The following is a 22,402-nucleotide window of genomic DNA, read 5'->3' on the forward strand; positions in this document are numbered from 1 at the left end:
GTGCGGCCGTCGCCGTCCCCGGGGCCGGCGACGGCGCGGGTGCACAATGACGCGCATGACGCCCTCCCGCCGTCGTGCCGTCCTGCCCTCCCGCCGCCTCTCCCGCCGCCTCTCCCGCCGCACCGCCGCCGCTCTGGGCGTCGCGCTGCTGCTGCCCCTCGCCGCGTGCGGCGGTGACGGCGGGACCGGTGGGGGCGGCGACGACGGGGCCGGTACGGCGGACGCCACCGGGTCCGCGCCCGGGTCCGCCACCCCGTCCGCGCCCACGTCGTCGGCGACGGGGCGCGACGCCGACTACCTCGAGGTGCCGTCCGGGGTCACGCTGACGCAGCCCGGCGCCCGCCTCGCGCTCGGGGACGTCGCGACGATCGCGTGGCGACCGGCCGCGGAGCGGGTCGGGGTGCTGGCCGTGCGGGTCACCGCGGTGCAGCCGGCGCCGGCCGGCGCCTTCGACGGCTGGCTCGTGGGCGGCGCGGACGTGGCGGCCACGCCGTACTTCGTGACGACGACCGTCGAGAACGTGGGGGAGGGGGACCTGGCGGGGCAGGACGTGCCGCTCTACCTGCTGCGCGACGACGCCGCGCTGGTGCCGGCGTCCCGCTTCGGCGCGGAGTTCCCCGCCTGCCCGAGCACCGCGCTGCCGGCACCGTTCGGGCCCGGCGCCAGCGCCACCCAGTGCCAGGTCCACCTCGCCGCCGACGGCACGACCGTCGAGGGTCTGGCGTTCCAGCCCTGGGACGGGCTCGAGCCCGTCGTGTGGGAGGTCGCCGCGGCCCCGGCCCCGAGCACCCCGTCGTCGGCCCCGGGCACCCCCTGAGCAGTCCCCGTCGATTCCCGCGCCCGGGCGAGCGCGCGAGAAGATGGGGCCATGAGCACCTCCACCGTGTCCGCGCCGCGACTGCCGGGACCGCTGCACCTCGGCGACCTGGTCGTCGACGTGCCGGTGGTGCTGGCGCCGATGGCGGGCATCACGAACGCGGCCTACCGCCGGCTGTGCGCCGAGCAGGGCGCCGGCCTCTACGTCTGCGAGATGATCACCTCCCGCGGCCTCGTCGAGGGTGACGACGTCACCCGGCGGATGCTCGTCTTCGACGAGCTCGAGACGACCCGGTCCGTCCAGCTCTACGGCACGGACCCGACGTACGTGGCGCGGGCGACCGAGATCCTCTGCGACGAGTACGGCGTGGCGCACGTCGACCTCAACTTCGGCTGCCCCGTGCCCAAGGTCACCCGCAAGGGCGGCGGCGGAGCGCTCCCGTGGAAGCGGGGGCTGCTGGGCGAGATCCTCACCCGCGCGGTGAGGGCGGCGGAGCCGTACGGCGTGCCCGTGACGATGAAGACCCGCAAGGGCCTCGACGAGACGCGCCTGACGTTCCTCGACGCGGGGCGCATCGCGCAGGACGCCGGGGTCGCGGCGATCGCCCTGCACGGCCGCACCGTCGCGCAGGCCTACTCCGGTGTGGCCGACTGGGAGGCGATCGGCGAGCTCGCGGCCGCCGTCGACATCCCGGTGCTGGGCAACGGCGACATCTGGGAGGCCGCCGACGCGGTGCGCATGGTCGAGCAGACCGGGGCCGCCGGCGTCGTCGTCGGGCGCGGGTGCCTGGGCCGGCCGTGGCTGTTCCGCGACCTCGCGGCCGTCTTCGCGGGCGAGCAGGTGCAGACCCTGCCCACGCTGGGCGAGGTGGCGGTGATGATGCGTCGGCACGCCGAGCTGCTGGTGGAGCACCTCGGCGCCGAGCGCGGCTGCAAGGAGTTCCGCAAGCACGTGGCCTGGTACCTCAAGGGCTTCCCCGCGGGCGGCGACCTGCGGCGCGCGCTGGCGCTGGTGACGACCCTGGACGAGCTCGACGGCCTGCTCGCGCAGCTGGACCCGGCCGCGCCGTACCCGGTCTCCGAGCTCGGCTCCCCCCGGGGTCGCCAGGGCTCGCCCCGCGACCGCGTCGTGCTGCCCGAGGGGTGGCTCGACGACACCGACGGGCGCGACCTCTGCATGAGCGAGGACGTGGGGGAGACCTCCGGCGGCTGAGGCTCGACCGGGGAGTCGGCCGGGCAGTCGACCGGGGAGTCGGCCGGGCGTCCGGGGGGTGGTCGTCGGTTCGACCTCGCCGGAGGCCCTGTGCTCTACTCGTCGGCGGCCCGGCACGACCTGCGGGGCCACGACATGCCCGGCAACTTGGAGGATCAGCGCAGTGGCCTACCTCAGCCACCAGCGGGACGACCGTCTCGCCCGAACCCGTCGACTGCTCGCCCGCGTCCCCGCGCGCGCCCGCATCGCCGCCCCGCTCGCCGTCGCCGCCACGCTGGGCGTGGTGGGGGTGGGCGTGGTCGGCACCGACGTGGCCACCCCGCCCGCCGCCGTCTCCGCGCGGGCCGCGGACGGCATCGACGCCGACCGGCTCCTCGCCGAGCGCGCGGAGGCCACCAGCCGGTCCGCGCGCCGCGACGCCCTTGCGGCCGTCGAGGCGGGCCTGACCCGCGACGCGGCCCTGGAGCAGTACGCCGTGTGGCGCCACCAGGCGGCCGTGCTCGAGCGGGCGCGCGGCGAGGCGGCGGCCACCGCCGCGGCCGTCGCGGCGGCCGACACCCCCCGCTGGGCCGACACCGACCTCGACCTGCACGCCGCCTCGACCGAGGGTGCCGAGGTCGTGGGGCTGCTCGAGGAGGGCACCGAGGTGCTCGTCACGGGCCGCAGCGCCCACGGTCGCGAGGAGGTCGTCTGGGAGGGTGCGTCGCGCTGGGTCACCGCCGGCCACCTCGCCACCGAGGCACCCGTCGCCGAGGCCGCCGGCACCTCCGCGGCCTCCGGGACCACGGACACGCCTGCCGTCGGCGGCACCTGCGACAACGGCTCGTCCGTCGGCTCCGGGGTGAGCGCCAACATCGTCGCCCTCCACGAGGCCGTCTGCGCCGCCTTCCCCGACATCACGCAGTACGGCGGGTGGCGCGGCGACGGCGACCACGGCCGCGGTCTGGCGCTCGACATCATGGTCTCGGGCGACCGGGGCTGGGAGGTCGCCGAGTTCGTGCGCGCCAACTACTCCACGTGGGACGTCAACAACGTCATCTACGAGCAGCAGATCTGGTCGGTGGAGCGCTCGGGCGAGGGCTGGCGCGCGATGGAGGACCGCGGGTCCGTCACGGCCAACCACTTCGACCACGTGCACGTCAGCGTCTACTGAGCCGCACCCCTGAGGCGCCCCGCCGTAGGCTGCGCGCGATGACCACCCCCGCCCGCCTCGACCCCGCGCCGACCGCCGACGCGCACGTGGCGGCGGCGTACGACGAGCACGACCGCGCGCGGTGGGTGCCCGAGCCCCCGAAGCGGGTCGACGCCCCGGAGCGGGCGCCGTTCGAGCGCGACCGCGCCCGGGTCGTGCACGCCGCCTCGACCCGGCGGCTGGCCGCCAAGACGCAGGTCATGGGTCCGCAGGCGGACGACTTCGTCCGCAACCGCCTCACCCACAGCCTCGAGGTGGCGCAGGTCGCGCGCGACCTCGCCCGGGCGCTGGGCTGCCACCCCGACATCGCCGAGACCGCCGCGCTCGCGCACGACCTCGGGCACCCGCCGTTCGGCCACAACGGCGAGGCGGTCCTGGCCGAGCTCGCCCAGCCGTGCGGGGGCTTCGAGGGCAATGCGCAGACGCTGCGGCTGCTGACCCGCCTCGAGGCGAAGTCCTTCGACGCCGACGGCGCCTCGGCCGGGCTCAACCTGACGCGCGCCACCCTCGACGCCTGCACGAAGTACCCCTGGGTGCGCGCCGACGCACCCGCCCCGGCGGGCGTGCACGGCGACGGCTCGCCCCGCGTGGTGGTGAAGTTCGGGGTGTATGACGACGACCTGCCCGCCTTCGCGTGGCTGCGCGACGGGGTGGGCGGGGGAGCGGGGGACGCCCGCCGCCAGTGCGTCGAGGCGCAGGTGATGGACCTGGCCGACGACGTCGCTTACTCGGTGCACGACGTGGAGGACGGCGTGGTCGCCGGCCGTATCGACCTGACGACGCTGGAGCCCGAGCTGCCGGCGATCTGGGCGACGGTGCGGGAGTGGTACGCCCCCGGTGCGGTCGACGCCGACCTCGACGCGGTGTTCGCCGACCTGCGGGCTGTCGGGTCGTGGCCGCGGGCGCCGTACGACGGCAGCCGCCGCGCGCTGGCCGCGCTGAAGAACCTCACCAGCGACCTGGTCGGCCGCTTCTGCGGCTCGGTGCAGGCCGCCACGTTCGCCGCCGGGGTCGACGGCGCCCCGGTGCGCCACCGGGCCGACATCGTCGTGCCCGAGCGCACCGCGCTGGAGATCACGGTGCTGAAGGGCATCGCCGCGCACCTCGTCATGCGGGCCGACGACCGCATCGCGCTGATGGGCCGCCAGCGCGACCTGCTGGCCGAGCTGGTGGGGGTGCTGGCCGACCGCGGGCCCGACGCGCTGGAGCGCCCGTTCGCCGACGACTGGTCCGCGGCACCCGACGACGCCGCCCGGCTGCGGGTCGTGGTGGACCAGGTCGCGTCGCTCACCGACGGCAGCGCCCACGCCTGGTGGCGGCGCCTGTGCGGGCCGGCGTCCGGCGCCCGCACGGGTGCGTAGACTCGGGCGTCGTGGCCGGGAAGATCAGGGACTCCAGCATCGCGGAGGTCCGTGAGACGGCGCGCATCGACGAGGTCGTCGGCGACTTCGTCACCCTCCGCAACGCGGGCGGGGGCTCCATGAAGGGCCTGTGCCCCTTCCACGACGAGAAGTCGCCCTCGTTCCACGTCACCCCGGCCCGCCACTTCTTCCACTGCTTCGGCTGCGGCAAGGGCGGCGACGTCATCTCCTTCCTGCAGGAGATGGCCGGGCTGGGCTTCGTCGAGGCCGTCGAGCAGCTGGCCGACCGCTTCGGCGTCGTGCTCCAGCGCGAGGAGGGCAGCGAGCGGGAGCAGTCCGGCCCCCGCGGCCCGCAGCGCAGCCGGCTCGTCGAGGTCAACCGGGTGGCGGCGGAGTACTACACGGAGCAGCTGGCCGGGCCCGACGCCGTCGTCGCCCGGCGCTTCCTCGACGAGCGCGGCTTCGACCAGGCCGCGGCCGCGACCTTCGGTCTCGGTTTCGCCCCCCGGGACGGCGAGGCGCTCCACCGGCACCTGCTCGACCGCGGGTTCACGACCGACGAGGCGGTCGCCGCCGGTGTCGTCGCCATCGGCCGATCGCCCTACGACCGCTTCCGCGGCCGCCTGCTGTGGCCGATCCGCGACGCCTCGAACGCCACGATCGGCTTCGGCGCCCGCCGGCTCTTCGACGACGACAAGATCGAGGCGAAGTACCTCAACACCCCCGAGACGACGCTCTACAAGAAGAGCCAGGTGCTCTACGGCCTCGACCTCGCGCGCCGCGAGATCGGGCGCACCTCCCAGGCGGTCATCGTCGAGGGCTACACCGACGTCATGGCCTGCCACCTGGCCGGCGTCACCACCGCCGTCGCCACCTGCGGCACGGCGTTCGGCGACGACCACGCCCGCGTCCTGCGCCGCTTCCTCGACGACCACGAGGAGTTCCGCGGCGAGGTCATCTTCACGTTCGACGGCGACGCCGCGGGCCAGAAGGCCGCGCTGCGCGCGTTCGGCGGCGACCAGAACTTCGTGTCGCAGACGTACGTCGCGGTCGAGCCCTCCGGCATGGACCCGTGCGACCTGCGGATCAAGGCGGGCGACGCGGCGGTGCGCGAGCTCGTCGCCCGACGCGTACCGCTCTACCGGTTCGTGCTCGGCAACATCGTCGGCAAGTACGACCTCGACCGCGCCGACGGCCGCGTCGACGCGCTGCGCGAGGCCGCCCGCCTGGTCTCGAGCATCCGGGACCGCTCGAAGGTCGACGCCTTCGCGCGCGAGGTGGCGCAGATGATCGGGATCGACATCGACGAGGCCCGCGCCGAGGTGCGCCGCGCCGCGGCCCGCGGGCCCGCGGCGGCCCCCGACCGTTCCACCCGGGGCGAGCGGACCGCCCGGCGGGCCGAGGACGAGGCCGCCGCGGCGCCGCCGCCCGCGCCCCGGCTGCCGGACCTCCGCGACCCCCGGTTCCTCATCGAGCGCGAGACGCTCAAGCTCGTGGTGCAGCACCCCGGCGCCGTCGGCAGCACCATCGCCGGCGTCGACGGCGACGACTTCACCCACCCGACGTACCGGGGGGTGTGGGAGGCCGTCGCGCGAGCGGGCGGGCCGGCCGCGGGCAGCGCGGACCCGGCCTGGTCGAGCCGGCTGCGCGCGGCCGCGGGTGACGACGCCGTCGTCGCGCGCGTGCTGGGCGAGCTCACCGTGGAGTCGCTGCGCGGCTCGGCGGCGCCGGACCCGCGCTACGTCGCCGCGCACGTCTACCGGCTGCAGGAGCTGACGCTGGCCCGGCGCATCGACACCCTGAAGTCGCGCCTGCAGCGCACCAACCCCGTCGACGACGCCGCGGAGTACAACAAGATGTTCGGCGAGCTCGTGGCGCTCGAGCAGGCCCGTCGCGCCCTGCGCGAGCGCGCCGTCGGCGAGTGAGGATCCCCGGCCGCGGGGCCCGGCCGCGGCTCCCGGCCTCGGCCGTCCGCGGCGAGCGGGTGCTCGCGGCCGTCGAGGTCGACGGGGGAGCGGTCGTGGGCACGCAGCAGGCCCTGCACGTGACGGCGGGGCCGGGCGACGGGCCGGGCGACGGGCCGGTCGACGGCCCGGGCGACGGGCCGGTCCGTGTGCCGTGGGAGCGGGTCGACGCCGCGGACTGGGACGCCGAGGAGGGCGTCCTGACGGTCCGCGAGCTCGGGCCGGAGCCCGACTTCGCCCCCCGCCACCGCGTGCGCCTGACGGCGCCGGGCGAGCCGGCGACCCCGGCCCGCGACCGGCTGCTCCAGTTCGTGCGCGAGCGCATCACGGCCACCGTCGTCCTGCAGCGTCACGTGCGTCTCGCGGGGGCGGCCGGCGTGCACGTGCTGGCCCGCCGTGCGCCGGGCGGGGACGCGATCGCCTGGGGGCTGCGCTTCGACGCCGGCATCGACCCCGACGCCCCCGAGGTACGCCGCGCCGCGGCCGCCGCCCTCGAGGCCGCCCGCGCCGACCTCGGCCTCCCGCCGGGACCGCGCTGACCGCACGCCGTCCCGCACCCGATTCGCACGGCGGCGGAGGACTTGCTAACGTATCTCCCGCTCCTCGAGCAGTCCCCCATAGCTCAACTGGCAGAGCATTCGACTGTTAATCGGAGGGTTATTGGTTCGAGTCCAATTGGGGGAGCAGCAAGGGCCTGGTCGGCGTCAGCCGGCCAGGCCCTTCGTCGTCCCGGGCCGCGCCCGGCCTCCGGGGGCGCGGCGGTGACCGCTCCGCCGTACCGGCCTGCGGGCTTGCGCGTGCCGCGGCGGCCGACTTGGGTGGGCCCATGACGTCCTCGGATCCCCTCCCCGCGCCCTTCACCGTCTCCCCGCTCGCGCCGGGCGACGAGGAGGCGCTGCGCACGTGGTGGGAGGTCGAGCACGCGTCGGTGACGGCGCAGGACCCGACGGCGCCCCACCGCACGCTGGAGGCGCTGCGGGCCACCCGTGACGCCTGGGGCGAGTTCGAGGACGGCGTGCTCCTCGCCGCCCACGACGAGGACGGCACGATGGTCGGCGTCGCCGAGCTCTGCTGGCCGTTGACGGACAACACCCACCTCGTCGAGTTCGACGTGCACGTGCTGCCGGCCCACCGCCGGCGCGGCGCCGGTCGCGTGCTGTGGGAGGAGATGGCCCGGCGCACCCGCGAGCTCGGCCGCACCACGATCGCGGGCGAGGTGACGACGCCGGCCGGTGGTGACGCCCCGGGGGTGGGGTTCACCGAGGCGCTCGGCGTGCGCACCGTGCTCGTCGAGGACCACCTGGCGCTCCCGCTGCCCGTCGACCCGGCGCACCTCGAACGGCTGGGGCAGGAGGCGCTGGCGGCCGCCGCGGGGTACGACGTGGTGACCTGGACCGACCGGTGCCCCGACGACCTCGTCGACGCGTTCTGCACGATGCGGACGCGGATGAACCAGGACGTCCCGACCGGCGACGCCGACGTCGAGGCCGTCGTCGTGACCCCCGAGCGCCTGCGCCGCGAGGAGGACCGGCGTCGCGCCGCGTCGTACACGACGATCACCGCGGCCGCCCGCCGGGTCGAGGACGGCACGATGGCCGGTTACACCGTGCTGGTGCTGCAGCCGGGGGAGCAGTCGGCGTACCAGGGGGACACCCTCGTCATGCCGGAGCACCGGGGTCGTCGCCTCGGCACGCTGCTCAAGCTCACGACGATCGAGGTGGTAGCCGAGGAGCACCCGGAGCGGACGTCGGTGCACACCTGGGTCGCCACCGACAACGCACCGATGCAGGCGGTCAACCGGGCGTTCGGCTTCGTGCTGGTGGACCGCGAGCACGTCGTCGAGGCCCGCGTCGACTGACCTGCGAGGAAATTCTCCGAGCGTGGCGTATGTCGCACCGCGCCTCGGGTACCTGGTGGACAGCCACGCGCACCCGACGTACGCCGTTCGGGGCGCGTGGCTTCTTCGTGTCCTCGCCGCGGCTCGCCCTCGGCTGCTCAGTCCCGCGGTCCACGTCCGGCCAGGCGCCACGTGGTCGCGCAACCCAGCACCCCGACGAGCCACAGGAACAGCGCCGGCACGTCGAGCAGGTGCAGTCCCCGCTCCCGCACCGACACGACGACCGGCCCGGCGTAGGTGCCCGGCACCGCCAGCACCATCGCCAGCAGGCCCGTGAGGCACAGGGCCGTCACGACCGCCGCCCCCCTGGTCAGCTCGCTGCGCACGGGACGACCCTAGGGGTCGCGCGCCGGACCCGGCAGTCGCGGGGCGTGCGGGGCCGCGGTCAGTCCTGGTCGCGGGCGGGGTCGGGGATCGTGTCGGGGAGCTCGCGCACGGGCATGAGGACCACGTCGTTGATCTTCCAGTCCAGTTCCCGCAGCTGGTCCACGGCGGTCTCGAGGTCGTCGACGCTGACGTTCCGTCCCGCCCGGGGCCGCACGAACGCCTCGACGTGGAAGACGTGCCCCTGGTCGCGGACGCGGGACCTGCTGCCCGCCACCCACTCCTGACGACCGAGGACGTCGTCGACGGCGAGCGTGAGCGGGTGGGGGTGCGCGTCGTCGAAGGTGCGGGCGCGTCGGTCCATGAGCCCGCTCGAGGCGGCGCGCAGGTTGCGCCACCCGTCGCGGACGATCGAGCCGGAGATCAGCAGGGCCGCGGCCGCGTCGGCCCACCAGAGGCCCAGACCGATGGAGATCACCCCGACGATGGTGCCGAGCGCGGTCATCCAGTCCGCCTTCTGCATGTCGGCGTCGGCGTAGAGCACCTTGTCGTGCAGCTGCTCGGCCAGCGGCAGCTTGAGCCGGCCGAGGAGGTAGGGGCCGATGCCGGTGTAGACCATCGCGGCGATCATCAGCCAGCCCGACCACACGGCGTGGCCGAAGAGCTCCGTCGTGCCGATCGGCGGGTGCTCGGCGCGCAGCAGCCCCAGCCCGGAGTCGACGACGAGGCTGACGCCTACCGCCAGGAGGGCGACGGCGGCGGTGAGGTGGCCGATGCCGGTGGAGCGGTGGAAGCCGTACGGGTGGTCGCTGGTGGGTCGCTTGCGCGCCCGGCGCACGGCGACGAGGAACGCCAACGGCGGGATCAGCGCCAGGAGGTCCTCGGCCCACGCGGTCTGCATGGCCTGCGAGCTGCCCATCGTGAGGAAGACGACGATCACGGCGGTCACCATGAACGCGAGCGTGGCGATCTCGAGGCGCACTGCGCGCCGCAGGGCCGATGCCTGCTCCTCGGGAAGGTCGGTGTGCCCGAACCGGGAGCGGGGGTAGCCGCGCTCGCCCGCCTCGTCGCCCCCGTGGGGCCGGCGGCTCACGACGCCGCCCCGTCGAGCCAGCGCTCCAGCTCGGACTGGAAGGCGTTCTCACCCATCGGCACCAGCATCACGTGCGCCTTCGTGCCGTCTGCCGTCCGCTCCTCGGTGTACGGGCGGGTGGGCGCGGCCTCGGCGGTCCAGGGGTTCTGGTCGGTCAGCCCACCGACCACGAGGTCAAGCTCGCCCTTCTCGAGCATCTCCACGAGGTGCTCCTCGCCGGCGACCGTCCACTCGACGCTCGCCCCGAGGTGGTGCGCGAAGTCCTCGACCAGCTCGGGCTCACGGCCGGTGGGGTCGTCGTCTCCGACCTCCACCCAGCCAGGGCTCGGCGAGGCGCCGACGCGCAGCACCCCGTCGCGTCGGACGGCGTCGAGGGTGCCGTCTGGATCGGTCGGGATGGACAGACCGCAGGCCGACAACAGGGTGGTGACGAGCACCAGGAGGATCGACGCGGGCGGCGACCACCGCCCCGGTACCGGCTCGAGCTTCATGTCCACCTCGGTACCCGGCTGACGGCGGTGGCACCGGCGCCGGGACCGGGGTGGACCAACGCGGCGGTCCGGCGCTCAGGCGCCGGCGCGGGGTGCGCCGGGGTCGGCCAGCACGTCGCGCCACGAGTGCTCGGGCTCGAAGCCGAGCAGGGTGCGGGCCTTGTCGATGCTGTAGAAGGTCTCGTCACGGCCCATCGCGCGGCGCACCTCGACGCCGGCGTAGAACCGGTCCACGATCTCCTGGTTGGTCGCGGCGACCGACAGGTCGGCGTTCGCGACGTTGAAGACCTCGAAGCCGAGGCCGTCGGTCTCCAGGCAGCGCAGCGTCAGCTGAGCGAGGTCGCGCACGTCGATGTAGGCGAACAGGTTGCGCCGCCGCAGCGCCGGGTCGGCGAGGAAGGCCGGGAACAGCTCGGCGTACTCGTGCGGCTCGACCACGTTGTTGATGCGCAGCCCGTAGAGGTCGGCGCCGGTGCGGGCGTGGAACGAGCGCGCCGTCACCTCGCCGGCCACCTTCGACATCGCGTAGGAGTCCTCGGGCACGACCGGGTGCTCCTCGTCGACCGGCAGGTACAGCGGCGTGCGCTCACCCTGTGCGAAGCACACGCCGTACGTCGTCTCCGACGACGCGAAGACGACCTTGCGGATGCCGAGCCGGGTCGCGGCCTCGAAGACGTGGTACTGCGACAGGACGTTCGTCGCGTACGTCGTGGCGTCCGGCACGATCCAGGGGCGCGGGACCGCGGCGAAGTGGACCACGGCGTCGTACGCCGAGCCGCGCGTCGGGCCGCCGGTCGAGCCGCCGCTCGCGCCGAGGTCGAGGTCGTCGAGGTCGCCCTGCGTCGGCACGGCCGCCAGCGCCGAGTACACCTGGCCCGCGTCGGTCAGGTCGACGCGGACGTCGGCGACGTCGGGGTGACCGAGCGGGACGAGGTCGGCGTTGACGACCTGGTGGCCCTGGGCGGCGAGGTACGGCGCGACGTGCCGCCCGGCCTTGCCGCTGCCGCCGGTGAAGAGGATGCGCATGCTCCGCAGCCAACCAGGGTGGTGGTGAGCGGTGCCCACTCCACGCACGTCGACTTGTAGGGCGGGTGGGGCTCGAACCCACGACCCAAGGATTATGAGTCCTCTGCTCTGACCGACTGAGCTACCGCCCCGGGTGGCCCCTGGGTCACCCGGGGCGCGGTGAGCCTACCGGCGCGGCGACCGCCGCGCGGCGGCGGGCGTCAGGCGTCGCCCGCGGTCCCGTCCTCGTCCTGCAGCCGGTCGATGTGCTCGGAGGCCTCGGCCTTGGTGAGGCCCTCGGCGGGGATCGTCTCGCCGGCCTCGCGCGCGAGCGTGTCGAGGTAGCTCTTCTGCGCGCCGGTGGCCGGCTGGTCGCCCGTCACCCAGTCGGACGGGTCCTTCACGGTCGCCGACGGGTCGGCTGTCTCGGATCCCAGCACCTCGGGCTCGTTCTGGTCGTCGTTCGTACGCGTGTTCGATTCCATGCGACGACGCTACCGGCTCGCCCGGACGTTCCCAAGCGGCCCCGGGCCGAGCGGGCCCCTCACAGGCACGTCACAGGGCCAGGTTGGCCGCGACGACCAGCACGACGGTGGCGAGCGCCCCGACACCGTGGGCCAGCACGACACCGACGGGGATCTGCTCCTCGGCGTACGGCGTGCTCCCCGGCCCCGTGGCGTGGGCGCGCCGGGCGCCCAGCCACTTCACGAGCAGCAGGCTGCCCCCGCCGATGACGCCGATCAGCCCGGCTGCGCCGATCCACGCGATCAGCTCGTTGCCGTAGCCCCAGGCGATGCCCCACACGGCCAGCGACGCCAGTGCGAGGCTGCCGTGGCCGAAGACCAGGCTGCTGGGGAGCGCCGTCGGCGACGCGCCCGTGGCCGTCCGGGGACCCGTGACCGTCCGCGTGAACATGAACGCGCCGATCGCGGCGGTCACCCCCCACACCACTGCTGCGACCTCGCCCACCGTGCACCGCCTCGCTCGTCGTCGCACCGCCCGGGTGGGCGGCGCGGCGGCCGGTACCCGGCGCGCTGGGGCGCAGTCCGCTACCCGCGGGGCAGCGAGCGGTACCAGTCCTGGTAGGTCCGCAGCGCCTCCGTGGCGTCGAGCGCGACCGCGTCGAGGCGCAGGAGGATGTCGCCGGCCCCGGTGACGTCGCCCGAGCGGCCGAGCGCCTCGAGCTGGGCCGCGAGGGCCCCGACGGTGGGCAGCCCGATGTTGAGGGCAGTGCCCTTGAGGCTGTGGGCCTCGGCCGAGACCAGCGCGCTGTCGGTGGCCCCGACCGCCGCCCGCAGCCGCGCGAGCCCGTCGGGGGAGCGGGCCACGAACCCGTCGATCACGCGGTCGAGGTAGGCGTTGTCGTCGGGTGACAGCTCCCGGAGCATCTCCAGGCGCTCGAGGTCGAGGTGGGTGCTGGCCGGCCCTGCCGCGCCGACGTCGCCGCGGGGCTCCGCGTCGGCGGGCACCTCGGCCGAGGTCCACCGCGCGAGGGCCGTCGCCAGCGTGGCGGGGGCGACGGGCTTCGTGATGAAGTCGTCCATCCCCGCGGCCAGGCACTTGTCCCGCTCGCCGGTGATCGCGGCGGCCGTCATGGCCAGCACGGGAGTACGGTGGGCGCCCGTCGTCCGCTCCCGCTCGCGCAGCGCCCGGGTCGCGGCGTACCCGTCGAGGCGGGGCATCTGCAGGTCCATGAGCACGGCGTCGTACGCGACGGTCGCGGTCAGGTCCAGCGCCTCCTGGCCGTCGTCGGCGGTGTCGACCAGGTAGCCCATCGACGTGAGCAGGCCCCGCGCGACGACCTGGTTGACCGCGTTGTCCTCCACCACCAGCACGCGCTTGCCGCGGGCGTCCTCCGCCGCGTCGTCGGGCTGGGCGTCGTCGCCGGCGTCGCGGCCCGCCAGCACCCGCAGCAGCACCTCGCGCAGCTGCGGTGCCTGCACCGGCTTCGTCAGGCGCTCCGCGATGTCGAGGCCCTCCAGGTCGTCGGAGCCCGGCGCCGACGACGACAGCACCACCAGGGGCAGGTCGGCGAAGCGCGGTTCCGCGCGCAGCTCGCGGGCCAGCATGGCGCCGTCCCGGCCGGGCATCGCCATGTCGAGGAGCACGGCGTCGTACGGGCGGTTGGCCTCGGCCGCCGCGGTCAGGGCGCTGACGGCCTCGTGGGCGCTGGCCACCCCGGTGGAGGTGACGTGCCACCAGCCGAGCTGCTCGCGCAGCACGAGGCGGTTCTGCACGTTGTCGTCCACGACCAGCACGTGCTGGTCGCCCAGGAGCTCCCGGGTACGGCGCAGCCGCGCGTCGTGGCGGCTCCCGGTCGGGGGGCGCAGCAGGGCGGTGAACCAGAAGGTGCTGCCCTCGCCCAGGGTGCTCTCCACCCCGATCTCGCCCTCGAAGGCCTCGACGATCTCGGCAGAGATGGCGAGGCCGAGACCGGTGCCGCCGAAGCGGCGGGTGGTGGAGGTGTCGGCCTGCGTGAACGGCTGGAAGACGTGGGCGCGCTGCTGCTCGGGGATGCCGACGCCGGTGTCGCGCACCTCGACCCGCAGGCAGGTGCCGCCGTCCTCCAGCGTGGTCGAGGTGGCCCGGATCGAGACCGACCCGCGCGAGGTGAACTTCACGGCGTTCGAGCCCAGGTTGGTGATGACCTGGGCGAGGCGCGTGGGGTCGCCCGCCAGCACCTCGGGCACGTCGGGGTGGCAGGAGACCTGCAGGTCGAGCCCCTTGGCGCGGGCGCTCTCGGCGAGGACGGCCGTGACCTGCTCGAAGACGTCGCGCACCTCGAAGTCGACGCTCTCGACCTCGAGGCGGCCGGCCTCGATCTTGGAGAAGTCGAGGATGTCGTTGATGACCGACAGCAGGGCCCGTCCCGACACGGCGATGCCGGAGGTCAGGTGGCGTTGCTGGGCGCCGAGGGCGGTGCGCTCGAGCAGCTCCGTCAGGCCCAGGATGCCGTTCAGCGGGGTGCGGATCTCGTGGCTCATCGTGGCCAGGAACTCCGACTTGTGGCGCGAGGCCTCGAGCGCGCGGTCGCGCGCCTCCGCGACCTCGCGGGCCGCGTGCTCGCGCTCGGCCACGCGGGAGAGCTGCACCGCGGCCTGCTCCACCAGGCGGCGGATCATGTCGTGGCGGTACAGCGGCGGGTCCGAGGTGATGGTGATGACCGCCAGCGGCTCGCCGCCGAGGACGACCGGGAACGCGATCGTCAGCTGCACGTCGGGGTCCCACACCGGCTCGCCGGTGCGCAGGCACTCCCGGGCGGTGGCCAGCTCGCGGGCGGCCAGCTCGGGCTCCGCGAGGTCGCTCGTGCGGTCCTCCTCGCTGTAGTAGCGGGGGGCGACGTCCGTGCCGTCGGGCGTGGGGAGGAAGGCGCGGCCGCGCTTCCAGTCGTCGTGCAGCACGACCATGGCCTGTGCGTGCACCAGCACGTCGTCGAGCGTCGTGGCCTCGTTGGCGGCACTGGTGATCGCCTGCATCAGCGAGTTCTGCGTGACGAGGTCCTGCAGCTCGTCCTCGGTGGCCCGCGACCGGGTGATGTCCTGGTACGTGCCCGAGACGCTGACGACCGTGCCGGCCGGGTCGTGGCGGGCGACGGCACGCATGCGCACCCACATGTAGCCCTCGTCGCCGAGCTGACGCACCTCGGCGTCCACGCGCGTCCGGACGCCGTTCATCAGGGCCCGCACCGCCTCGGCGAGCCGCGCGTGGTCCTCGGGGTGGGTCACGCTCAGCACGCGGTCCAGGTCCCGGCTCAGCAGGTCGTCGGTGCGGCTGCCGTAGAGCTCCTCCAGGCCCTCGGAGCGCCACACCGCGCCGGTGCGCACGTCCCACGACCAGCTCCCGATGCGGGCGATGCGCTCGGCCTGGACGAAGCCGCGCCGGCTCGTCTCCAGCTCGTCGAGCAGCTGCTTGGTCTCGTGGTTGTCCGTGAGCCGGAGGATGACGCCGCTGGGTCGCCCGTCCTCGACGAGCCCCGTCTGCTTCAGCCGCACCCAGACCGGGCGGCCCTCCACGTCCACGAGCATGGTGTCGACCTCGTCGGCGAGCAGCTCGCCCCGGGCGGCGCGCTCGAGGTGGGCCTCGGAGTGCACCCGGCCGTCCTCGTCGAGGAACGCCGAGATCGAGCGCCCCGTCAGCGCGGCCGCGTCGATCCCGAGGAGGGCTCCGCAGGACTCGTTCGCGTAGCGGATCGTGCCGTCGAGCTCGACCACCACGATGCCGTCCGTGAACGAACTGACCACCTGGCGGTACAGGTCCTCTTGCTCCACGTGGCCTCCCTCCGCGGGGAAGCCTACGGCGCGAGGGGGCGCCCGCGGCGCCTAACGGCCCCGACGCGACGACGTGGTGGGGAGCCGGACCGTCCCGAGGACGACCGCGGCGACCAGCGGCACCCACGGCAGCCAGGCGTTGACGGTGCCGTCGACCGCGGCGATGCCGAGGTCCGCCATGACCGCGAGCCCGGCGCACGTCGCCAGGAGCGCGGCGACGGGGAGCACCGCCGGGGGAGCGGGCCGCGGGTCCGGGGCGGGCTGCTCGAGGCGACCCAGCAGCGCGACGAGTGCGGCCGTGGTGGCGGCCAGCACCGCGAACCACAGCGGGCGGGTGGCCCACCAGGCGCCGCTCCCGGGGTCCAGGTGCAGGCCGAGACCCCCGACCGCGAGGGAGACGCCGACGACGATGCCGAGCGCCGTCAGGTGCCACAGGTAGATCGTCATGATCCGGGCGTTCACCAGCACGGTCGCCGCCCAGACGCGGGGACGGGCGGCGAACCGGGCCAGCGCCGGCTCGAGCGCGGTCACCAGGCCGGCCTGCAGGAGACCGAGGAACAGCAGGGTGACGCGCGCCGGGTAGGAGTTGTCGACGCCGTGGCCGCCCACGCCGACCATGCTCACGCCGTACGGGCCGGGGCCGACGAGCAGCAGCAGGCCGACCAGCCCCACGGCGGCGATCCCGAGCCGCTGGGCCGGGCCGGGCAGCGCGCCGTCGCGCCAGGCGTAGCCCAGCTGGTGCACGGTGCCCCACACGAACAGGTAGTTGACGAAGCCGACGGCCAGGAGGTCACCGCCCACGCTCACGAGGTCGACCAGGCCCGCGACCGCCGCGCCGCCCAGCACCGACCACCAGCCGCAGCGCTCCCACAGCGCCAGCGTCAGCGGGGTGAGGGCGACGACGAGGAGGTAGACCGCGAGGAACCACGTCGGCACCAGCGAGGCCATGGAGGCGATCCGCAGGGTGCCGCCGCTGACGCCGAGCGCGCTGGCCAGCGGCGCCACGACGGCCCAGAACAGCATGAGGGGGAGCAGCGGGACGGTGAGCCGCCGCAGCCGGGCCCGCAGCCACCCGCCGTACGTCGTGCCGCGGGCCCGCGCGCCGCGCCACGAGATGGCGTTGGCGTAGCCGCCGACGAGGAAGAAGACCGGCATGACCTGCAGCACCCAGGTGAGCGGGTGGGTCCAGGTGGCGATCCCGAGCAGGCCGGTACGGCGCAGCTCGCCGTCCCCGTCGACGTGGACGCCCGCCATCAGCCAGTGGCCGAGGCACACGACGAGGATGGCGGCGCCGCGCAGGAGGTCGACCACGCGGTTGCGGTCAGCAGGCGTCGCGGCGACGAGGTCGGCGACCGACGGGGACGGGCGGGAGGAGGGCGTGGACACGGACATGCCCCCGACCCTCCCCCCGGGCGAGGGGGGAGGGCCTGAGTACGCCTACCCGGTCACGGGCCGGTGGGCGCTCAACGGGTTGGGCAGCGGGTCGGCGAGCTCGAACGCGCTCGAGGGGTCCGCGATGTCGACCATCTGCTGGTTGTCGCGCAGCTGCAGGCGGTTCATGCACATCCGTTCGAACGTCGGCGCGAACAGGTCGTGCGCGGCGAACCGCTCGGCGAGCTCCGGGTGGTCGGCCTGGTAGCCCGCCACGCACGCCGCGACCTCGGCCCAGAACGCGGCGGCGGGGAGCGTGCCGGCGTCGTCGAGCGCGGCGGCCAGGAACCGCAGGTAGCAGTCGAGGACGTCGGAGGCGATGGCCAGCACCTGCCGGTGCTCGGGCAGGTCGGCGCGGATCCTCCGTACCTCCTCGGGCAGCTCGGACTCCAGGTCGAACAGCCCGACCTCCTCGCCGATGTCCTTCATCAGCGCCCGCACCGGCACGTGGTCGCGCAGCACGAGGATGAGGTTCTCCCCGTGCGGCATGAACACCAGGCGGTGCGCGTAGAAGCAGTGCAGCACCGGGCGCAGGTAGGCCCGCAGGTACGTCGCCAGCCACGCCCGCGGCTCCAGCCCCGACCGGTCGACGAGCTCGGCCGCGAGCGACCGGCGCTGCGCGTCCACGTGCAGCAGGCCGGCCATCGTCATCAGCCGCTCGTCCCGCGCGACCCGCGTCACGGGGCTCTCGCGCCACAGCGCGGCCAGCATCTTCTGGTACGGCGAGGGCCCGTGCTGCTCGTGGACCGGGTGCCGGTAGCCGACCGCCGCGACCTCGCGGAGCACGGAGAAGCCCAGCGAGCGCAGCTCCTCGTCGCCCGCCACGAGGTCGTCGACCCAGGTGTTGATCGCCGGGGTGACCGCCATGTACGCCGCGGACAGCCCCCGCATGAACCCCATGTTGAGCACCGACAGGGCGGTCTTGACGTAGTGGCGCTCGGGGCGGTCGAGGTCGAAGAACGTGCGCAGCGACTGCTGCGGCTGGAACGCGTCGCGCCCCGTGCCCAGGTGGACGAGGTCGCCCGTCGCCAGCTGCGGCGCGAAGGTGACCGCCAGCTTGTTGCGCCACTGCCAGGGGTGGCACGGGACGAGCAGGTAGTCGCCGGGCTCCACACCGCGCGCCCGCAGCACCCGCTCGAACGCCGCGAGCTCGTCGGGGTCGAGCTGATCGGCGAGCAGGACGCGCTGGTCCTCCAGGCCCGCGACGCCGGCGTACACCGCGTGCTCGGCCCGCACCGCGACCCACTCCAGGTGCACGCGCGGCGCGGTCTCGGGGGCGTAGGCGTGGTAGTCGTCGACGCCGAACCCGATCCGGCCGTTGTTGGCGAGGAAGCACGGGTGGCCCTCGGTCATCGCGCCCTCGAGCTGCTGGAAGCCCGCGTCGGCGAGCTCGGCCGAGGAGGGCGCCTCGGGGCGCAGCTTCCAGGCCCGACCGGCCAGGGTCGCCGCGATCTCCTCCAGGTACGTCGGGAGCACCGCCTCCGACAGCCCGAGCCGGCGCTGCAGGTCCAGCACCAGCTGCTGCGCGTCGACGGGGGAGCCTGCGCCGTCGACGGTGCGGCGCACCGACGCCGGGTCGACCTGCCAGTGGTCGAGGGGGAGGCGCCGGGCGGCGAACTCCCACACGACGGACGGGTCGTCGCCGGCGACGAGCCAGCGCCCGGCGTCCTCGCGGGGCTCCACGAGGCACTCGTGGGCGAGCTCGCCGAGCATCTTGGCGACCTGGTCGTGCTGGGCGCGCGCCATCCGCTCGGGCGTCAGGTGCGCGACCGGGTCGGCGCTCGTGCCGGTCCCGGTCACGGCCGGGGTCACCGGCGGGCGCAGCTGGGTGGCGGTCATCGGCGGGTCCTCCCCTCGAAGGCGGCACGGGTGCAGGTGCTGAGCAGCGCCGTCTTGTCCGACAGGCGCACCTCGCCCTCCACCTCGAAGCCGACGGCGGCGTTGAGCGCGTGCACGGCGGTGTTGCGGGCGTCGGGCTCCACCACGACCCGACCGACGGCCGGGTCCGCGAAGCACTCGGCGAGCACGGCCTCGATGACGGAGCGGGTGAAGCCGCGCTCGGTGGCGCCCGTGGGCGGCGCCACGAGGAAGTGCATGCCGAGGTCGCCCGGGGCGAGCGTCGTGCGGGCGGCGAGCTCGTGCCGGTGCGGGTCGTAGGTCTCGACGAGGAAGACCGGGGTGCCGTCCCGCGAGCCGATGCGGGCCCGGTGGTGCCCGGAGGCGGCGATCGCGGCGTACTCGCGGCGCACGTCGTCGAGCGACGCGTTCTGCATTCCCCAGAAGCGCGCCCGCTCGTTGGTCACCCAGGCGTGCACGAGCGGTACGTCGCACTCCAGGTCGAGCGGCCGGGTGGTGAACCCGGTCGCGGGGGTGGTGGCAGCGGAGGCGGCGGTGGGTGCGTCGGGGCCGGCGGTCATCGCGCCACCTCCGTCGGCCGCGCGGTCGGGACGCCGAACTCCTGGAAAGCGACGCGGCGCTCGACGGGGTACGGCTCGTGGCCGAGCACCCGGGCGAGGATCACCGAGTTGCGCCACGCGCCCATGCCGAGGTCGGGAGCGACGAAGCCGTGCGTGTGGAGCTCCGCGTTCTGCACGAAGACGGAGCGGTCGTCGTGGTCGACGGTGAAGTGCTCCGAGGCGACCGGACGGCCCCGCTCGTCCCAGCGGATCCGGTCGGCGACCGGGGTCAGGAACGGCGGCACCACCGCGCGGTAGCCCGTCGCGGTGACGAGGGCGCTCGTCGTCAGGTGGAAGGTCTCGTCGCTCTCCTGGTGGTGCAGCGTCAGGTCGTAGCGCCCGCCGTCGTGGCGGCACGCGGTGACCTCGGCCGCCGTGAGCAGCTGGGGCGGGCGAGCGTCGGTGAGGCTGCGGCGGTAGAGCTGCTCGTGCACCTGGTCGACGAGGTCGCCGCTGATGCCCTTGTACAGGCCCGCCTGCGAGGCCAGCAGCCGCTCGCGCCGCTCGGGCGGCAGGGAGCGGAAGTGCGCGCTGTACTCCGGCGACGTCAGCTCGAGCGTCAGCTTCGTGTACTCCAGCGGGAAGAACCGCGGGGAGCGCGTCACCCACCGCAGCTGCACGTCGGTGTCCGCCGACGCCAGCAGGTCGCTGAAGATCTCGGCGGCGCTCTGTCCCGAGCCGACGACGGTCACGTCGGGCCGGGCCAGCAGCTCGTCGCGCACCTCGAGGTAGCGCGAACTGTGCCACGCCGGTCCGTCCAGGTCGCGCAGCGCGGGCGGCTGGTAGGGCCGCGTGCCCACGCCGAGCACCAGGTGGCGACCCCAGTGGGTGTGCTGCTCGCCGGTGCGGGGGTCGGTGCTGCGGACGGCGTAGGCGCCGCCCTCGACCGTGTCGTCCCACTCCACCGAGCCGACGGCGCGGTCGAACTCCAGCGAGCGCAGGCGCTCGGCCGCCCAGCGGCAGTACGCGTCGTACTCGCGGCGCATCGGGTAGAAGGACTCGCGCACGTAGAACGGGTAGAGCCGGCCCACCTCCTTGAGGTAGGCGAGGAACGAGAACGGCGAGGTGGGGTCGGCCAGGGTCACCAGGTCGGCCAGGAACGGCACCTGGAGCGTGGCGTCCGGCAGCAGCATGCCGGGGTGCCAGCTGAACTCGCTGCGGGCCTCGAGGAAGACGCAGTCGAGGTCGGGCAACGGTTCCGCGAGGCACGCCAGGCCGAGGTTGAAGGGGCCGAGCCCGATGCCGACCACGTCGTGCACGCGCATCAGGCGACCTCCCCGTCCGCGAGGGGGCGGGGGCCGACGAGGTCGTGCGGGAGGCCCTGAGCGAGGGCCGCGCGGGCGTGCCCGCGCACCAGGTCGAGCACCTGCTGCACGTCGGCGAGCGTCGTCGCCGGGTTGAGCAGCGTCAGCTTGAGCCAGGTGCGCCCGTCGTACCGGGTGCGGGCCACGGCGCCGAGGCCCGTGGCGTAGAGGCGGCCCCGGGCGCTCTCGTTGACGACGTCGAGCACGTCGTCGTCGACGTCGGACTCCACGAAGCGGAACAGCACCGTCGACAGGTCGCCGTCGGGCACCACGCGGAAGTCGGGGTCGCCCACGAGGTCCTCCCGCACGCGGGCGGCGAGGTCGATGACCGTGTCGAGGAGCTCGCCGATGCGGTCCGGCCCGAGCGCGCGCAGCGTCGTCCAGAGCTTGAGCGCGTCGAAGCGCCGGGTCGTCTGCAGGCTCTTGTCGACCTGGTTGGGGATCTCGTCGACGACGTCGCTCGCGGGGTTGAGGTACGCCGCGTGGTGCGTCACGTGCCGCAGGGTCCGGCGGTCCGCCACGAGCACGGCGCTGCACGCGACCGGCTGGAAGAACGTCTTGTGGAAGTCGACGGTCACGGAGTCGGCGCGCTCGATGCCGGTGAGCAGGTGCCGGCGCCGACGGGAGGTGACGAGCCCCCCGCCGTACGCCGCGTCGACGTGGAACCACACCCCGTGCCGGCGGCACGCGCGGGCGACGGAGGCGAGCGGGTCGATGCAGCCGAGGTCGGTGGTGCCGGCCGTCGCGACGACGGCCATCACGGTGCGGCCCTCGGCGCGGAGCCGGGTGAGCACGCGGTCGAGGTCCTCGACGTCGAGCCGGCCCTGGGCGTCGACGTCCGTGTGCACGACGGCGTCCTCCCCGAGCCCGAGCACCATGGCCGCCTTGCGGCTCGAGAAGTGGGCGTTGGCCGAGGCCACGATCCGCAGGTCGGCCAGGTCGGCGCCGCCCGCCAGGGCCTCGCCGCGCGCCAGCAGGAGCGCCTGCAGGTTCGACTGGGTGCCGCCCGTGGTGAAGATGCCGTCGGCGTCCCGCGGCAGGCCGATGCGGCGGGCCGTCCACGCGAGGAGGTGGCGCTCCATGTGGGTGGCGGTGCCGGACTGGTCCCAGGTGTCGAGCGAGGAGTTCACGGCGACCGCGATGACGTCGCCGATGACCGCGGGCAGCGCGACCGGGCAGTTGAGGTGGGCCTGGTAGTGCGGGTGGTGGAACCAGACCGCGTGGTCGAGGTACACCCGCCGTACCTCCTCCAGCACCTCCGCGGTGCTCGCGAGGGGGGCGTCGAGGTCGACCTCGGCCACCAGGGCGGCGGCCTCGGTGGGGGAGACGCCGGACAGCGGCTGGCGCACGCTGCCGAAGGCGCGCGCGAGCAGGTCGCGCGTCGCGTCGAGCTGGGTGCCGAGGTCGTCGGCGGACGTCGCGTCGAGGAGTGCAGCGAGGGGGCGCTGCCGGTCGACGCCCGGGGACGGGGGGACCACGGGGGTGGTGGGTGCCGAGCTCACGCAGACCTCCTGGGAGTGGATTAGGCAAGGCTCACCTAACCGTACGGGAGGTCCCGGGTGTCAAGTCGAGTGAGGCAGGCCACTG

The 22,402-nt window shown here is 74.7% G+C and carries 19 protein-coding genes and 2 tRNA genes; 8 read left to right on the top strand and 13 right to left on the bottom strand.

Annotation, left to right across the window (positions count from 1 at the left end):
* The first annotated feature begins 55 nt into the window (after window positions 1-55).
* The 8 genes from INN71_RS05120 to INN71_RS05155 all read left to right on the top strand — a co-directional run bounded on the left by INN71_RS05120 (window position 56) and on the right by INN71_RS05155 (window position 8,404).
* On the top strand, window positions 56-817 hold the full coding sequence (locus tag INN71_RS05120; RefSeq protein ID WP_301799792.1) for a hypothetical protein: 762 nt from the start codon (window positions 56-58) through the stop codon (window positions 815-817).
* 51 nt (window positions 818-868) lie between these two features.
* A complete protein-coding gene (dusB, locus tag INN71_RS05125) occupies window positions 869-2,029 on the top strand; it encodes a tRNA dihydrouridine synthase DusB (protein ID WP_301799793.1) in 1,161 nt (386 codons plus the stop codon).
* 163 nt (window positions 2,030-2,192) lie between these two features.
* Complete coding sequence (locus INN71_RS05130; protein ID WP_301799794.1) at window positions 2,193-3,182, top strand: hypothetical protein; 990 nt, start codon at window positions 2,193-2,195, stop codon at window positions 3,180-3,182.
* A gap of 38 nt (window positions 3,183-3,220) precedes the next feature.
* Entirely contained in the window at window positions 3,221-4,582 is a 1,362-nt protein-coding gene (locus INN71_RS05135) for a deoxyguanosinetriphosphate triphosphohydrolase (protein WP_301799795.1), read from the top strand.
* Window positions 4,583-4,593: 11 nt separating this feature from the next.
* Window positions 4,594-6,507 (top strand): DNA primase, encoded by a 1,914-nt coding sequence (gene dnaG / locus INN71_RS05140; RefSeq protein ID WP_301799796.1) that lies wholly within the window; start codon window positions 4,594-4,596, stop codon window positions 6,505-6,507.
* Window positions 6,504-7,085 (top strand): hypothetical protein, encoded by a 582-nt coding sequence (locus INN71_RS05145; RefSeq protein ID WP_301799797.1) that lies wholly within the window; start codon window positions 6,504-6,506, stop codon window positions 7,083-7,085. The genes dnaG and INN71_RS05145 overlap by 4 nt, the downstream gene beginning before the upstream one ends.
* Before the next feature lie 72 nt (window positions 7,086-7,157).
* Window positions 7,158-7,230: transfer RNA gene (locus INN71_RS05150), tRNA-Asn, on the top strand.
* Between the two features lie 142 nt (window positions 7,231-7,372).
* Window positions 7,373-8,404, top strand: a complete 1,032-nt coding sequence (locus tag INN71_RS05155) for a GNAT family N-acetyltransferase (protein ID WP_277501147.1) — start codon at window positions 7,373-7,375, stop codon at window positions 8,402-8,404.
* Window positions 8,405-8,541: 137 nt separating this feature from the next.
* On the opposite strand, the gene INN71_RS05160 is transcribed toward INN71_RS05155, so the two are convergent.
* The 13 genes from INN71_RS05160 to INN71_RS05220 form a co-directional block, all read right to left on the bottom strand.
* Complete coding sequence (locus INN71_RS05160; RefSeq protein WP_277501146.1) at window positions 8,542-8,769, bottom strand: hypothetical protein; 228 nt, start codon at window positions 8,767-8,769, stop codon at window positions 8,542-8,544.
* A gap of 59 nt (window positions 8,770-8,828) precedes the next feature.
* A complete protein-coding gene (locus INN71_RS05165) occupies window positions 8,829-9,860 on the bottom strand; it encodes a cation transporter (protein WP_277501145.1) in 1,032 nt (343 codons plus the stop codon).
* A complete protein-coding gene (locus tag INN71_RS05170) occupies window positions 9,857-10,351 on the bottom strand; it encodes a transporter substrate-binding domain-containing protein (protein WP_277501144.1) in 495 nt (164 codons plus the stop codon). Before INN71_RS05170 ends, INN71_RS05165 begins: the two co-directional genes overlap by 4 nt.
* Window positions 10,352-10,426: 75 nt before the next feature.
* Window positions 10,427-11,377: an NAD(P)-dependent oxidoreductase gene (locus INN71_RS05175; protein ID WP_277501143.1), complete on the bottom strand. Its 951-nt coding sequence runs from the start codon at window positions 11,375-11,377 to the stop codon at window positions 10,427-10,429.
* Between the two features lie 57 nt (window positions 11,378-11,434).
* A tRNA-Ile gene (locus INN71_RS05180) sits at window positions 11,435-11,508 on the bottom strand.
* Between the two features lie 69 nt (window positions 11,509-11,577).
* The gene (locus INN71_RS05185; protein WP_277498955.1) at window positions 11,578-11,841 is read right to left on the bottom strand and encodes a DUF3072 domain-containing protein; all 264 of its coding nucleotides are present in this window, start codon (window positions 11,839-11,841) and stop codon (window positions 11,578-11,580) included.
* A gap of 70 nt (window positions 11,842-11,911) precedes the next feature.
* Window positions 11,912-12,295: a hypothetical protein gene (locus INN71_RS05190; protein WP_301799799.1), complete on the bottom strand. Its 384-nt coding sequence runs from the start codon at window positions 12,293-12,295 to the stop codon at window positions 11,912-11,914.
* Window positions 12,296-12,405: 110 nt separating this feature from the next.
* Window positions 12,406-15,624, bottom strand: a complete 3,219-nt coding sequence (locus INN71_RS05195) for a PAS domain-containing hybrid sensor histidine kinase/response regulator (RefSeq protein WP_277498950.1) — start codon at window positions 15,622-15,624, stop codon at window positions 12,406-12,408.
* A 51-nt stretch (window positions 15,625-15,675) separates the two neighbouring features.
* Complete coding sequence (locus tag INN71_RS05200) at window positions 15,676-17,016, bottom strand: acyltransferase (protein WP_277498948.1); 1,341 nt, start codon at window positions 17,014-17,016, stop codon at window positions 15,676-15,678.
* Window positions 17,017-17,061: 45 nt separating this feature from the next.
* Entirely contained in the window at window positions 17,062-18,894 is a 1,833-nt protein-coding gene (locus INN71_RS05205; protein WP_277498947.1) for an IucA/IucC family siderophore biosynthesis protein, read from the bottom strand.
* Window positions 18,891-19,472, bottom strand: a complete 582-nt coding sequence (locus INN71_RS05210; RefSeq protein ID WP_277498944.1) for a GNAT family N-acetyltransferase — start codon at window positions 19,470-19,472, stop codon at window positions 18,891-18,893. The genes INN71_RS05205 and INN71_RS05210 overlap by 4 nt, the downstream gene beginning before the upstream one ends.
* Window positions 19,469-20,776, bottom strand: coding sequence for a lysine N(6)-hydroxylase/L-ornithine N(5)-oxygenase family protein (locus tag INN71_RS05215; protein ID WP_277498943.1), 1,308 nt, complete (start codon window positions 20,774-20,776; stop codon window positions 19,469-19,471). The genes INN71_RS05210 and INN71_RS05215 overlap by 4 nt, the downstream gene beginning before the upstream one ends.
* Window positions 20,776-22,317: an aminotransferase class V-fold PLP-dependent enzyme gene (locus tag INN71_RS05220; protein WP_277498941.1), complete on the bottom strand. Its 1,542-nt coding sequence runs from the start codon at window positions 22,315-22,317 to the stop codon at window positions 20,776-20,778. The genes INN71_RS05215 and INN71_RS05220 overlap by 1 nt, the downstream gene beginning before the upstream one ends.
* Between the last annotated feature and the right edge of the window lie 85 nt (window positions 22,318-22,402).

Origin of the sequence: Nocardioides sp. ChNu-153, from assembly GCF_030466625.1 — a bacterium.
Taxonomy (GTDB): Bacteria; Actinomycetota; Actinomycetes; order Propionibacteriales; family Nocardioidaceae; genus Nocardioides.